We start from the raw sequence: 13,316 nt of genomic DNA, 5'->3' as shown, positions 1-13,316 counted from the left end.
GCAATCGGCTCCTCTACCAACTGCCTAGCAAGCCTGACGAACGAGAGCTGTGTTCGGGGCCGCGCAGCGCACAGCAAAAAGGCGGTGCGACCTGATGGCCGCACCGCCTTTTCCGGTGTCTCTATGACGTGCCGAGCTTAGCGAACGCGCCCGCGCTGTACCAGATTGGCAATCGCGAGAAGGATCACGGCACCGACGATGGCGACGATGAAGCCGGTCAGGCTGAATTCGCCGATCGGGCCACCCACGCCGAAGAAGGCGTTGCCGACCCAGTTACCGATCAGCGAGCCGATAAGGCCGACGATGATGTTCCAGAAGATGCCCATCGAGGCATCGCGGCCCATGATCATGGAGGCAATCCAGCCCGCCACACCGCCGATGATAATCGCGATAATCCAACTCAACATGTCCCAGCTCCTGTTTTTATTCCACCCCGTTCGGGTCACGGGTCAGCAACGGGAGCGAGGGACAGGAGGTTCCCGACGGGCGACGAATTGTCGCCTGTCGGGCCGCCGGGAACGTGGCGAAATCAGTATTTCAACTGGCGTTCGTAAAGATCGCGATAGTGCTGGATTCGGGTGACGCGCAGGCCCTGCATGCCCGAGCGGTCGACCGCGCGCTGCCAGGAGGCGAACTCCTCCAGCGTCAGGCCGTAGCGTTCCAGCACTTCGTCGATGGTCAGCAGGCCGCCATTGACTGCGGCGACGACCTCCGCCTTGCGGCGAACGACCCAGCGCTTGGTCTTGGGGCTGGGCAGATCGGCCAGCGTCAGCGGCTCGCCCAGCGGGCCGATAACCTGGTCGGGCTTGATTTTCTGGTTCTCGATCATGGATTCTCTCGATGGCGCTCGGGGGACGGGTTGGCGCTGGAAGAAGCCCTACCCCTGCTCGCTTTGCGGCGCGCTAAAGACACAAGGTTAACGCTGCGTTCGTCTTTTGCTTCGGTTCGGTCGAAGGACGGGCCGGACTGCGAAAGGAGGCCCGGGTCCTGCGTACGCAGGGCGCGCGAAAGGCTGATCGCGGCGGCCAGTTCGGACCACCCGACTCGCCTGAGGCCGTGCTCGTCTGCCGCTGGCTTGGCCGCGGCGATCTTGTCTGCTCCCTCGAACATGCCCCCTGCCTAACCCAAATATGGTCAAGAGAGGGTAAATGCAGCCATAAGTCAGTCGCTTGGCGCGAGCGTTTGTTAACGTGACAGGCACCCGCAACCGGCGCATTTCTTGTCTCTTGGGCCCGCGGGTCTATATGCGGGGCTTGCGAGTATCCCCATGACCGACACCACCTTCCTCTCCAACGCCGATCAGGCCGCGAACCTGTTCGATCTGCCGCGCCCGGCCTCCGAGTGCCGGATCGTTGTCGCGATGTCGGGCGGGGTCGACAGTTCGGTGGTCGCCGCGCTGGCCGCGAAGACCGGCGCCGACGTGGTCGGCATCACCCTGCAGCTCTACGATTATGGTGCCGCGACGGGGCGCAAGGGTGCGTGCTGCGCGGGCGACGATATCGCCGACGCGCGCGCCGTGGCGGACCGGCTGGGGATCGCGCATTACGTCTTCGACCATGAGAGCGCGTTTCGCGAATCGGTGGTCGAGCAGTTTGCCGACGATTACCTCGCGGGCCGCACGCCAGTGCCGTGCATCCGCTGCAACATGGGCCCCAAGTTCACCGATCTGCTGACCATGGCGCGCGAACTGGATGCCGATTGCCTCGCCACCGGGCACTATGTGCGCCGGGTCATGGGTGCGGGCGGATCGGAACTACACCGGGCCGAAGACGCGGGGCGCGACCAGAGCTATTTCCTGTTCGCGACCACCCAGCCGCAGCTCGATTTCCTGCGCTTCCCGCTGGGCGGAATGCCCAAGTCGCAGGTCCGCGCACTCGCCGAGGAAGCGGGTCTACGCAACGCAGCCAAGCCCGACAGCCAAGACATCTGCTTCGTGCCCGACGGCAATTATGCCGGCATCGTCAAGAAGTTGCGGCCAGAGGGCGCGACGCCCGGCGCCATCGTCCACGCGCGCACCGGCGAGACGCTGGGCGAGCATGCGGGCGTGATCCACTTCACGGTGGGCCAGCGGCGCGGGCTCGAGATCGGCGGTCAGCCGGAGCCGCTTTACGTGGTCGAGCTCGATGCGAAGTCCGCGGAAGTGCGCGTCGGGCCCAAGGCCATGCTTGCCACCGCGAGCGCGCAGCTGGTCGATACCAACCGGATCGGCCCGCTGCCGGACCTGCCGCTGACGGCCAAGGTCCGCTCGCTCGCCAAGCCGGTGCCGGTCACGCTGGAAGGCTCGCTGGGCGAGGGATCACCCGTCACGATCAACTTCGACACGCCCGAATACGGCGTTGCCCCGGGGCAGGCGGCGGTGATCTATGCGGGCGACCGGGCAGTCGGCGGCGGCTGGATCGACAGCACCCGGCCCGCAGCCTGACACGCGCCAACCCGCGCTAGTCTTCCCACTTCTCCAGCACGCAGCCATAGCCTTCGCGATACGTCGCGGTCTGGCTGGCAAGCAGCGGGAACGTGGCGGTAACGCTCTTCGTGGCCGGATCGTCGGACAGGCGGACCAGTTCCATCCCGGCGACCTTGTCTTTCGCGCAATCGCCGATCGGGCGGCCACCGATATAGCGGCACGAGCAGCCAACCCGCGCCGCGTAGGCCGCGCCGGTCACGGCATAGCCGTTGATCGCCGTGCGATTGGCGAAGAACGCGATCGCCGCGATGCTCGCCAGCACCAGCAGCGCGACCAGCAGGATGCGCGGCCACAGGCGGCGGCGGGCGCCCTGGCGGCTGGCGGTGTAAGCGGAATGGGTATCTGTCGTTGCCAAGCGGGCTTCTCTCGTGCGAATTGCTGCGCATGTCTTCGCCCCGCGCCCGTGCGCTTGCAACCCCCGTCTGTCTCGCCCTCCCCCTCGCTCTATGCCTCGCCGCATGCGGCGGCGGCACGGAGGTCGATCCGGGCGCAACCGAGGCCGAGCTTTCGGTGATCGGCGACAATCCCGGCGTGGGCCGGGAGCGGCTGGCGATGGAATTCGGCGATCTGTTCGAGGATGAGCAGGGCCTCGGCGAAACGCGCGCCGCGCTGATCATGCACGCAGGCGAGATCGTCGGCGAACGCTACGCCGACGGCTATGATGCAGACACCCGCTTCATCAGCTGGTCGATGGCCAAGACGGTGACTGCAGTGATGATCGGCATGCTGGTCGCCGATGGCGCGCTGGAGCTTGATGCGCCCGCGCCGGTGCCCGAATGGCAGCGCCCCGGCGATGCGCGCGCCGAGATCACTTTGCGCGACCTCCTCCAGATGCGTTCCGGCCTCGACCATACAGAGGGCGGCGAGGTGCCCTACGAATCGAGCGAAGTGCGCATGCTGTTCCTCGACCAGCGCGACGATATGGCGAAGTTCGCCGAGGAACAGCCGCTGGAGGCAGAGCCGGGCGAAAAGTTCGAATATTCGAGCAACACGACGGTGATCCTCGCCGATATCGCCGCCGACGTGCTGACCAGGAACAGCCAGGACCCTGAGGAACGGCGCAAGGCGGTCGATACATACTTGCGCACTCGCCTGTTCGGCCCGCTGGGCATGACCTCGATGGTGCCCGAATACGACGCAGCGGGCACGCTGATCGGCGGCAGCGCGATCCACGGGACCTTGCGCGACTGGGCGCGGTTCGGCGAATTCCTGCGCAATCATGGGAGCTATCGCGGGACCCAGCTGGTCCCGCGCCAGTGGATCGACTTCATGCTCGAACCCAGTCCGCCCGCGCCGTTCTATGGCGGGCAAATCTGGCTTAACACGCAAGCGTCCGATCCGCAGAACCAGCTTTATCCGATCGACAACCCGCAAGGCATCTTCGCCGCGATCGGCCACATGGGCCAGTACATCGTGGTCTCGCCCAAGCAGAAGCTGACGATCGTGCGGCTGGGCCATTCGGACGCGGAGGAGCGCCGCGCGCTGCTGCGCCAGATCAACGATCTGGTGGAACTCTACCCCACACCGTAACGCGGCGAGGGGCGCGGCCCCGCCCGCACGCCCTATTCGGGAAGGTGGAACTTGCCCTCGACCACGGTGACACACGGCCCGCCGAGCCACACCCGCTCGCCATCCATCCGGCAATGCAGATGCCCGCCACGCGCGGAGGCCTGAAACGCGCTCATCGTGTCGCGGCCCAGCCGCTGCGCCCAGAACGGAGCCAGCGCGGCATGGGCCGATCCGGTCACGCTGTCTTCCGGCACGCCCCAGGCTGGCACGAACACGCGGCTGACGATGTCGGTCTCGTCGCCCGGCGCGGTGCAGATGACCATCCGGTCGATCTTGGCGAGCGCACGCATGTCCGGCTCCAGCGCGCGGACCTCCGCTTCGTTCTCGAGCAGCACGATGGTGGTCTGTTCCGCTCCGCTGACCGATTCGAACAACGGCGCGGAGACGTGCAGTGCATTCAGCAGAGAGGGATACTCGCCCTCCTCCACCTTGGTGATCGGCAGCGCGAGCTCATAACCCGATTCCACCCGCCGCACTTCGAGCAGGCCCGCCTTGCGGGTGCGGAAGGTGACAGAATCGCTGTCGCCGCTTTCGCTTCCGAAGCGGTTGTCCGGGTCCAACAGAACGTGCCCCGCGGCCAGCGTGGCATGGCCGCACAGCGCGACCTCACTGGTCGGGGTGAACCAGCGCAGCTCCCAGTCGGCCCCGCCGCTGGTGTCGCGCACCACGAAGGCGGTTTCCGCGAAATTGTTCTCCTCGCCGATCGCCTGCAGCGTCGCATCCGACAACCACGAGGCGAGCGGCATCACCGCCGCCTGGTTGCCGGCGAAGGGCCGGTTGGCGAAGGCGTCGACGTGCCAGTAAGGCAGCGTGGTCATGGTTTGCTCTCCAGCTTGGCGAACTCGTCTTGCTCGACGAGCGTGTTTCCGGGCTCATCGACATGACCGGCAGGGTCGATGTGGATCAGCAGCTCGGCCTCTGGAAATTCGCGGCCCAGCTCCTGTTCGACCCGGTCGATGATATCGTGAGCCTTCTCAACGGTGTAGTCGCCGGGGAGGTCCACATGAAATTGAACAAAATCGATTCCGCCGCTGGTGCGCGTGCGCAGATCGTGCAGGCGGGCGAGTTCCGGATGGCGCGCCGCGACCTCGACGAAGCGGCGGCGTTTTTCCTCCGGCCATTCACGATCCATCAGGTGATCGACCGCCTCCGAGCCCGCACGCCAAGCGCCCCACAGCAGCCACGCGGCAATCGCGAGGCCGAACAGCGGGTCCGCCCACGCCACGCCGAGATAGCGATCGAGCACCAGCGCCGCGATCACCGCGAGATTGAGCAGCAGGTCCGACTGGTAATGCACATGATCGGCATGGATCGCGAGCGAGCCCGTCCGCGCGAGCACGTAACGCTGAAAGGCAAGCAGCGCGAAGGTTGCAAGGATCGCGATCACGCTGACCACGATGCCTTCCTGCGCGGCGGCCACCCGCTCCCCTTCGACCAGCGCCTGCCCGGATCGCATGGCGATGCCTGCGGCGGACACCGCGATCAGCATCACCTGAAAGATCGCTGCCAGCGCCTCCGCCTTGCCATGCCCGAAACGGTGGGTGGAACTCGCCGGACGCGCAGCGATGATGACGCCGAGCAGGGTGACAAGGCTCGCCACCAGATCGAGCGCGCTGTCCGCCAGGCTGCCGAGCAGCGACACCGAACTGGTCTGCCACACCGCCCATAGCTTGAGCGCGACCAGCAGCAGCGCGGTCGAAATCGATGCGATGGCGGCGGCGCGGCCGAGGTTTGCCCTCTCGCTGGCCGACCCGCTCCTCATGGGAACAGCAGCGTGCTCGTCCAGCCGTCGCCCTCGCGCAGGAACACGCGGCGATCGTGCAGGCGGTTGTCGCGGTCGAGCCAGAACTCGATCCGCTCGGCATGCAGGGTGAACCCTGTCCAGTGGGCGGGCCGCTCCACTTCGTCGCCCGCAAAGCGGGCCTCGGCTTCGTGATAGCGTGCGACAAAGGCCTCGCGATCCGCGAGCGGGCGCGACTGGTCGGAGGCGACCGCGCCAAGCTGCGCCGGGCGCGAGCGCGAGTGGAAATACTCGTCGGCGGTCGCGTCGCTTACCTGGGTGAGCGGGCCTTCGATGCGGATCTGGCGGCGCAGGCCCTTCCAGTGGAACAGCAGCGCGGCATGCGCATTGGCGCGAATTTCCTCGCCCTTGCGGCTCTGCGCATTGGTGTAAAAGGTGAACTCGCCCTCGCCGAAGTCCTTCAGCAGCACCATCCGCACCGACGGGCGACCGTCCGGCGTGGCGGTTGCCAGTGCCATCGCGTTAGAATCATTGGGCTCGCTAGCGCGCGCTTCGGCATACCACTGGTCGAACAGCGCCAGTGGGCCATCGGTGGGCAGCGCGCTGCTGGTGGCGGGCGTATGGATGGTGTCGCTCATGCCCCGGTCCCTAGCCCCGCCCGTGCAGAGCCGCAATTGGCGCATTCATTTGGTAAGGAGTGCTTGGTAAACACCCGGCCATGTCGGCGTTAATCAAGCCCGTGATCCTGTGCGGCGGCGGAGGCACACGCCTCTGGCCGCGCTCTCGCCCTGCCCGGCCGAAACCCTTCCTGCCGCTGCTGGGCGAGCGGACGCTGTTCCAGCAGGCGCTCGACCGGGTGGCCGATCCCGATCAATTCGCGCCTGCGATGGTGGTGGCGGGCGAGCCGCATGTGCCGCTGGTGCGCGAACAGGGTGGCAGCGAGCTTGCGATTATCGCCGAACCGATGGGCCGCAACACCGCGCCCGCTATCGCGCTGGCCGCGCTGCGCGCACCGGAAGGCAGCGTTCTGCTGGTCTGCCCCAGCGACCATTACATTGCCGACGCGCCCGCATTCCGCGAGGCCGCGCGCGCCGCAGCACAGCTGGCGCAGCAGGGCTCGCTGGTGGCCTTCGGTATCGAGGCGAGCAAGCCCCACACCGGCTATGGCTACCTCAAGCGGGGGGAGGCGCTCGCGGACGGCTTCCGGCTCGACGCGTTCGTCGAGAAGCCCGACCTTGCTACGGCGCAGCGGTTCCTCGCCGATGGTCGCTATAGCTGGAATGGCGGCATCTTCGCCTTCGGCCGCGACGTATTCCTGGAAGAGCTGCGCAGGCACCGACCGGAAATGGCGGCCCTGTGCGAGGCTGCGGTGGCACAAGGCACCGAGGACGGGGCGCTGTTCCGCCCCGATGCCAAGGTGTTCGAGACGATCCGCAGCGAATCGATCGATTATGCAGTGATGGAAAACACCGCCCATGCAGCGATGGTGCCCGTCTCGATGGGCTGGTCCGATATCGGCAGCTGGGATGCGCTGCGCGAGGCGCGCGGCGGGGTCTCTCGCGGGCCCCACGAACTGCTCGATTGCAGCAGAGTGATGGTCGACAGCGACGGGCCGCGGGTATCGGTGGTCGGGCTGGACGACGTGATCGTGGTGGTCGACGGCGACGAAATTCTCGTCATGCGCGCCGATGCGGCGCAGGATGTCGGCAAGCTGGGCGGAGCCTCTCTCTCATGAGGACGCTCCCGGTCCATCTGGTGCACAAGGTGTGGGGTCGGCACACGCCGCCCGCTCCTTTCACCAATCCGGGCGAAGAGCCGCTGGGCGAGATCTGGTTCGATCCGCCGCCCGAGCTCGACAGCCTGCTGGTCAAGTTCATCTTCACCGATGCCGCGCTGTCGGTGCAGGTCCACCCCGACGATGCGCAGGCCCCGGCAGGCCAGCGGGGCAAGAACGAGTGCTGGTACATCCTCGATGCGCAACCCGGCGCGACGATCGCGGTCGGGCTGGAGCGGGCGATGAGCGTGGACGAACTGCGTGCAGGCGCGCTCGACGGCTCGATCGAGAGCGCGGTCCGCCGGCTCGAAGTGCGGCCGGGCGATTTCGTGTCGATCCCGGCCGGCACGATCCACGCGATCGGGCCGGGCATCAGCCTGCTGGAAGTGCAGCAGAACAGCGATGTGACCTATCGCCTGTACGATTACGGGCGCCCGCGCGACCTGCATCTCGAAGAGGCGCTGCGGGTCGTCCGGCGTCAACCGTTCGACGACGCGCTGCTGACCCGTGCCGGTGAGACCAGCGGTGTCTATTGCGAACTGATCGACGGGCCGTTTTTCCGGGTCGCGAAACTGACCGGTTCTGCCGCATTACCCAACGAGCGTTTCGGGCGCGAGTGTCTGGTTCTGCCGCTGTCCGAAGGGGTCACGCTGGACGAACAGCCGCTGCCCGTGGGCAGCTGTACGATTGCGCGCGGGCTGCGCGGCCTTGCGCTGCGACCCGACGCGAGTGCCATTCTGGTCGAGGAGACCCACCGTGCAAATGCCTGATTGTGCTGTGCGTAATCCGGCTTATCTCGCCAAGCGCCTTGCGCGGACCCGGTGCGAATTCTAGCTAGCAGCTCATGGCAGACGCTTACGACATCCTCGGCATCGGGCGCAGTGCGTCTGAAAAGGAGATCAAGAGCGCCTATCGCACGCTCGCCAAGCAGCTCCATCCGGACCGCAACAAGGATAATCCCAAGGCGGCCGAGCGCTTTTCCGACATCACCAAGGCCTATGATCTGCTGTCCGACAAGGACCAGCGCGCCCGCTACGATCGCGGCGAGATCGACCTTGAAGGCAATCCGACCAATCCGTTCGGTGGCGGAGGGTTCGGCGGCAGCGGCGCAGGGCCGCGCGGTGGCTATTCGAACCAGGATTTTCGCGGCTTCGGCGGCGAAGACGTGGATCTGGGCGACTTGTTCGAAGGCCTGTTCGGCGGTGGCCGGACCGGGCCGATGGGCGGCGGGAGCGCCAGAGGCGGCGGCTTCGGCTCGCGCAGCGCACCCCCGCGCAAGGGTGCGGACATCGCCTATCGCCTGCGCGTGCCCTTCGTCGATGCGGCAAGGCTGATCGATCAGCGGATCACCCTGTCCGACGGCAAGACGATCGACCTGAAACTGCCCGCCGGGGTCGAGAGCGGCACCCAGATGCGGCTGCGCGGCAAGGGCGAGCAGGGGCCCGGCGGCGCGGGCGATGCGCTGGTCACGGTCGAAATCGACAAGCACCCCCATTTCGAACGCGACGGCGACCGCGTCCGGCTCGAACTGCCGATCACGCTGAGCGAGGCGGTTCGCGGCGGCAAGGTCCGCGTGCCCACGGTCGACGGGCCGGTCATGCTGACGATCAAGCCGGGCACCAGCGGCGGTACGACCATGCGCCTGTCGGGCAAGGGTTTCTCGCGCAAAACCGGTGGCCGCGGCGACCAGCTGGTAACGATCCAGATCGTCCTGCCCGAGGATATCGGCCCGCTTCAGCAAGCACTCGAGGGATGGACCGACAAAAGCGATCCACGCGCGGACCTGAGCACCTGAGGTGGCGATGGGCCGCCTCATTCCGCGCCTCAGACAGGCGCTTCCCGACCCTGAAAACCGGCAGATCCACTCGCTGACACCCGAGGACCGGCGGCGTGAGGCGCAGGCCCTGCGGACCTCGCGCGGCGCACCGGAACACAAGTATTTCCGCTCCTACGAGGTTGCGCGCCGGGTGCTGGTGGGCACGCTTAACGACGGCTTCCTCTACGCGGGCAATCTCGCCTATCTCGCGATGCTCGCGATCTTTCCCTTCTTCATCACCGGGGCGGCAATCTTCGCCGCCTTCGGCGAGAGCAGCGAGCGCGCGGCCAGCATCAACGCCCTCCTGCTCGCGATGCCGCCGGTGGTGGCCGAGGTGATCGAGCCCGTGGCGCGCAACGTGATCGATGCGCGGCAGGGCTGGCTGCTGTGGGCGGGCGGGCTGCTGGGCCTGTGGACCGTGGGCAGCCTGATCGAGACGATTCGCGACCTGCTGCGCCGGTCTTACGGCACCGAGGCGACCCAGGCCTTCTGGCGTTACCGCCTTGCATCGACCGGCATCATCATCGCGGCGGTCATCGTGCTGATGCTCTCGCTGATCGCGCAGGTGATGATCGGCACGGCGCAGCAAATCATTGCAGCCTATTTCCCGCCCCTCAGCGATGCGCTGGGCAAGCTCGCGCTGGCGCGCTTCGTGCCCGGTTTCGGCCTGTTCGGTTCTTTCTACGCGCTGTTCTACGTGCTGACGCCCGGTCAGTACCGCAAGAAACGCTACCCCAAATGGCCCGGCGCGCTGGCGGTCACCTTGTGGTGGGTCGGCGTGACGGTCGCGCTGCCGCAGGTGCTGCGGAGCTTTTTCAGCTACAACCTCACCTATGGTTCGCTCGCCGGAATCATCATCACGCTGCTGTTTTTCTGGCTGGTCGGGCTCGGCGTCGTTATCGGGGCGCAATTGAACGCGGCGCTCGCAGAGACGCCAGAGGAAGAGCGGCTGGCGACGATGAGCGCGCACGAGCCGCGGATCGCGCCAGAGGCGCTGGGATACGAAAAGGAGAAACCATGACCGGTCTGATGGAAGGCAAGCGGGGGCTCATCATGGGGCTCGCCAACGACAAGTCGCTCGCCTGGGGCATTGCCAAGGCCTGCGCCGCGCAGGGCGCGCAGCTGGCCTTCACCTATCAGGGCGAGGCACTGGAAAAGCGGGTCCGCCCGCTGGCCGAGCAGCTCGGCTCGGAAATCGTGTTCCCGTGCGATGTCAGCGACATGGACAATCTGGACGCCGCGTTCGAGACGCTCAAGAGCCACTGGGACAGCCTCGATTTCGTGGTCCACGCGATCGGCTTTTCCGACAAGAGCGAGCTGCGCGGCAAGTATGTCGACACCAGCCTCGACAATTTCCTCATGACCATGAACATCTCGGCCTATTCGCTGGTCGCGGTGGCCAAGCGTGCGGCGGCGATGATGCCAGAAAGCGGCGGCAGCATCCTGACCCTGACCTATTACGGCGCGGAAAAGGTCATCCCGCATTACAACGTGATGGGCGTCGCCAAGGCCGCGCTGGAAACCAGCGTGCAATATCTCGCCAATGATCTGGGGCCGGACAACATTCGGGTGAACGCGATCAGCGCGGGGCCGATCAAGACGCTGGCGGCCAGCGGGATCGGCGATTTCCGGTACATCCTCAAGTGGAACGAGCTCAACTCCCCGCTCCGCCGCAATGTCACGATCGACGATGTCGGTGGCTCGGGCCTCTATTTCCTGAGCGATCTGTCATCGGGCGTCACCGGCGAGGTCCACCATGTCGACGCGGGCTACCACGTCGTCGGGATGAAGCAGGAAGACGCGCCCGATATCGCGCTCGGCTAGCTTCCCTGGGCCAGATCCCGGGGCTAGATCCCGGGGAGGTCGCCGAAGCCTTCGATCTCACGAATACAGGCAAGCGCGACCTTCGCCTTGGCCGGGCGGGTAGGCATGAATTGCTCGGCCAGCGATTCGCGATCCTGCGCCAGTTCGCTCGCGCTCTTTTGGGCTTCGCGTGCCTGGGTCTGCACCCGCTTGTCGAACAGCTCGAGCAACTGCCCCATCGCCGCCTGCTGCGTCTGGTCGAGCTGGGCGGAATTGCGATAGGGGCCCAGCACGGTGTCGGTCGCCACATCGCACAGCACCGCCTGGGTATAGGGGCTGTCCGAATAGGTCAGCGCAGACGCGTTGCCGATCGAGAGCGCCTGGGCAGCCTTCTTTTGCGCCGCTGGAATTTCACGACCGGCGAAGCTATCGACCTTGTACGGCTCGATGGTCTCCTGGCCGCATGCCTGACATCCCAAGGCTGCAACCAGCAGCATGATTCGCTTGATCATTGAAACTTCCCTAAAGACGCGCGTCGCATACCCCGGACGGAAACAATTTCAAAATGAAGCGCAATGTTCTGAAATCCTGGCTTCCGTTCGAACGTAGCGGCGGCCCGGAAAGCCTCGCCTTCGTGTGCCTGCTGGTTTTGCTCGCCATCGTCTGGCTGGCCGGCGGCGCATCGCGCGCCGATGCGCTGGGCCAGATGGTTACCCGCGTGGGCACCTGGGCCGTGCTGGTGTTCTTCGTGCTCAAGGCTCGGCCGACGCACTTCAAGCTGGGCATGCCGCTGATCCTGCTCGTCGGCGCAGCGCTGCTGGTCGCGGTGCAGCTGATCCCCCTGCCGCCGGGATTGTGGACCGCCATGCCGGGGCGCGACCTGTTTCTGGACGCCGCCGATGTCGCCGGGCTTGGCACACAGCCATGGCGGCCGATCAGCCTTTCGCCTCCGGGTACGATGAACGCCTTGATGTCGCTGGTAGTACCGGTCGCAGCGGTCGCCTTCGCTGCCTACCTGCCCGAAAAGGCGCAGTGGCGGATCGTACAGGCTCTGATTGTTATGGCTGTGCTCTCACTGCTTGTCGGGCTCGCGGAATTTTCCGGCATCAGCCTCGACCACCCGCTGATCAACGACAGCGCGGGCGAGGCAAGCGGGGTGTTCGCCAACCGCAACCATCAGGCGCTGATGCTCGCCATGGCGATTGTCGCGGTATTTTTCGTCGCGGCGCGCGGCGTTCGCCGGGGCCATTTCTCTCCCGCTTTCGCGCTGGGCGGTGGCGGGCTCTCCATCGTGCTGATGGTGCTGGTGATCCTCGCCACGGGGTCGCGCGCCGGTCTGGCACTTGGCGCGCTTGCACTGGTGGCGGGCGCCTCGGTCTTCGTCGTACCGGGCGGCAATGCGCCGAAGATTCCGCGATCCGCGCTGCTTGTGGGCGCGGCGATCCTGATCGCCCTGGTGGTCGCAAGCGTCGTGCTCGGACGGGCAGAGTCCTTCGAAAGATTGGGCTCGGAATCGATCTCCGGCGATGCGCGCGAAGATCTCTCCGGGGTGGTGTCGATGATGGCTGCCACCTTCGCCCCCGTGGGCAGCGGCTTCGGCACTTTCGATCCGGTCTTCCGCATCGCCGAGCCCGACGCGATGCTCCAGTTCCGCTATTACAACCTTGCACATAATGATTTCCTGCAGGTGGTGCTCGAAGGCGGTGTACTGGGTGCACTGCTGCTGGTGGTGGGGATCGGCTGGTGGGCCTATGCCAGCGTGCGCGCATGGATTGCCGGGCGCGGGCTGGCGGTGCTGGGATCGTGGATGCTGCTGCTGGTGTTCGCGGCCAGCTTCGTCGATTACCCCGCGCGCACGCCGATCATCATGGCGCTGGGCGCGATCGCCGCGGTCTGGCTGGCGGGCGGATACCCGCGCGAAGAGCGCATCGCCGGCAGCGGAAAATCCGGTTCAGGCAAGCGCAAGTCCGGCGGTGGCACCCGGCGGCGAAACACGAACCCGTCCCAATGAGCACTTTACCGGAATAGCGTTTAGGCCTATCTGCGCCGCCAGTCTGGGGGCGCATCGGGTCTGCCCGGATTTCTTCCACTCGACCATTCACGCCAGAGGCAGATAATGCATCGATTGATATTGCTATTGTGTGTGCTG

Annotated in this window: 15 protein-coding genes; 8 read left to right on the top strand and 7 right to left on the bottom strand. The window is 66.1% G+C overall.

Features of this window, described 5'->3' with window-relative positions:
* Window positions 1-137 precede the first annotated feature (137 nt).
* Together K7H93_RS07910 and sciP are read right to left on the bottom strand one after the other, a co-directional pair.
* Entirely contained in the window at window positions 138-407 is a 270-nt protein-coding gene (locus K7H93_RS07910; protein ID WP_010235583.1) for a GlsB/YeaQ/YmgE family stress response membrane protein, read from the bottom strand.
* 122 nt (window positions 408-529) lie between these two features.
* Entirely contained in the window at window positions 530-829 is a 300-nt protein-coding gene (gene sciP, locus K7H93_RS07905) for a CtrA inhibitor SciP (RefSeq protein WP_010235586.1), read from the bottom strand.
* 438 nt (window positions 830-1,267) lie between these two features.
* Here sciP and mnmA point away from each other — a divergent pair, with 438 nt between their 5' ends.
* Entirely contained in the window at window positions 1,268-2,422 is a 1,155-nt protein-coding gene (gene mnmA, locus K7H93_RS07900; RefSeq protein WP_230783191.1) for a tRNA 2-thiouridine(34) synthase MnmA, read from the top strand.
* A gap of 16 nt (window positions 2,423-2,438) precedes the next feature.
* Here mnmA and K7H93_RS07895 read toward each other — a convergent pair whose 3' ends face one another.
* Window positions 2,439-2,819 carry a hypothetical protein gene (locus tag K7H93_RS07895; RefSeq protein WP_222824279.1) on the bottom strand — a complete coding sequence of 127 codons (381 nt, stop codon included), beginning with the start codon at window positions 2,817-2,819 and terminating at the stop codon, window positions 2,439-2,441.
* A 29-nt stretch (window positions 2,820-2,848) separates the two neighbouring features.
* Between K7H93_RS07895 and K7H93_RS07890 the strand changes: the two genes are divergently transcribed.
* Complete coding sequence (locus tag K7H93_RS07890) at window positions 2,849-3,994, top strand: serine hydrolase domain-containing protein (protein WP_230783190.1); 1,146 nt, start codon at window positions 2,849-2,851, stop codon at window positions 3,992-3,994.
* A gap of 32 nt (window positions 3,995-4,026) precedes the next feature.
* On the opposite strand, the gene K7H93_RS07885 is transcribed toward K7H93_RS07890, so the two are convergent.
* From K7H93_RS07885 to pdxH, 3 genes are read right to left on the bottom strand one after another with little or no spacing between them, the layout of a single operon-like run.
* The gene (locus K7H93_RS07885) at window positions 4,027-4,851 is read right to left on the bottom strand and encodes a PhzF family phenazine biosynthesis protein (protein WP_230783189.1); all 825 of its coding nucleotides are present in this window, start codon (window positions 4,849-4,851) and stop codon (window positions 4,027-4,029) included.
* Window positions 4,848-5,795, bottom strand: a complete 948-nt coding sequence (locus tag K7H93_RS07880) for a cation diffusion facilitator family transporter (RefSeq protein ID WP_230783188.1) — start codon at window positions 5,793-5,795, stop codon at window positions 4,848-4,850. Before K7H93_RS07880 ends, K7H93_RS07885 begins: the two co-directional genes overlap by 4 nt.
* Entirely contained in the window at window positions 5,792-6,412 is a 621-nt protein-coding gene (gene pdxH / locus K7H93_RS07875) for a pyridoxamine 5'-phosphate oxidase (protein WP_230783187.1), read from the bottom strand. The genes K7H93_RS07880 and pdxH overlap by 4 nt, the downstream gene beginning before the upstream one ends.
* 80 nt (window positions 6,413-6,492) lie before the next feature.
* Here pdxH and K7H93_RS07870 point away from each other — a divergent pair, with 80 nt between their 5' ends.
* The 5 genes from K7H93_RS07870 (at window position 6,493) to fabI (ending at window position 11,188) form a co-directional block, all read left to right on the top strand.
* A complete protein-coding gene (locus K7H93_RS07870) occupies window positions 6,493-7,509 on the top strand; it encodes a mannose-1-phosphate guanylyltransferase (protein WP_230783186.1) in 1,017 nt (338 codons plus the stop codon).
* A complete protein-coding gene (locus K7H93_RS07865; protein WP_230783185.1) occupies window positions 7,506-8,318 on the top strand; it encodes a class I mannose-6-phosphate isomerase in 813 nt (270 codons plus the stop codon). The genes K7H93_RS07870 and K7H93_RS07865 overlap by 4 nt, the downstream gene beginning before the upstream one ends.
* Before the next feature lie 74 nt (window positions 8,319-8,392).
* Window positions 8,393-9,343: a DnaJ C-terminal domain-containing protein gene (locus K7H93_RS07860; protein ID WP_230783184.1), complete on the top strand. Its 951-nt coding sequence runs from the start codon at window positions 8,393-8,395 to the stop codon at window positions 9,341-9,343.
* 7 nt (window positions 9,344-9,350) lie between these two features.
* Window positions 9,351-10,385 carry a YihY/virulence factor BrkB family protein gene (locus K7H93_RS07855; RefSeq protein ID WP_230783183.1) on the top strand — a complete coding sequence of 345 codons (1,035 nt, stop codon included), beginning with the start codon at window positions 9,351-9,353 and terminating at the stop codon, window positions 10,383-10,385.
* The gene (gene fabI / locus K7H93_RS07850; protein ID WP_230783182.1) at window positions 10,382-11,188 is read left to right on the top strand and encodes an enoyl-ACP reductase FabI; all 807 of its coding nucleotides are present in this window, start codon (window positions 10,382-10,384) and stop codon (window positions 11,186-11,188) included. The genes K7H93_RS07855 and fabI overlap by 4 nt, the downstream gene beginning before the upstream one ends.
* A 23-nt stretch (window positions 11,189-11,211) precedes the next feature.
* On the opposite strand, the gene K7H93_RS07845 is transcribed toward fabI, so the two are convergent.
* Complete coding sequence (locus K7H93_RS07845; protein ID WP_054525493.1) at window positions 11,212-11,679, bottom strand: hypothetical protein; 468 nt, start codon at window positions 11,677-11,679, stop codon at window positions 11,212-11,214.
* A 53-nt stretch (window positions 11,680-11,732) separates the two neighbouring features.
* Here K7H93_RS07845 and K7H93_RS07840 point away from each other — a divergent pair, with 53 nt between their 5' ends.
* Complete coding sequence (locus tag K7H93_RS07840; protein ID WP_230783181.1) at window positions 11,733-13,178, top strand: O-antigen ligase family protein; 1,446 nt, start codon at window positions 11,733-11,735, stop codon at window positions 13,176-13,178.
* The last annotated feature ends 138 nt before the right edge of the window (window positions 13,179-13,316 follow it).

It is taken from the genome of Citromicrobium bathyomarinum, assembly GCF_021021475.1.
Classification (GTDB): Bacteria; Pseudomonadota; Alphaproteobacteria; order Sphingomonadales; family Sphingomonadaceae; genus Alteriqipengyuania; species Alteriqipengyuania bathyomarina.
The sequence above is the reverse complement of the archived record's forward strand: the minus strand, read 5'-3'. Positions and strand labels throughout refer to the sequence as shown.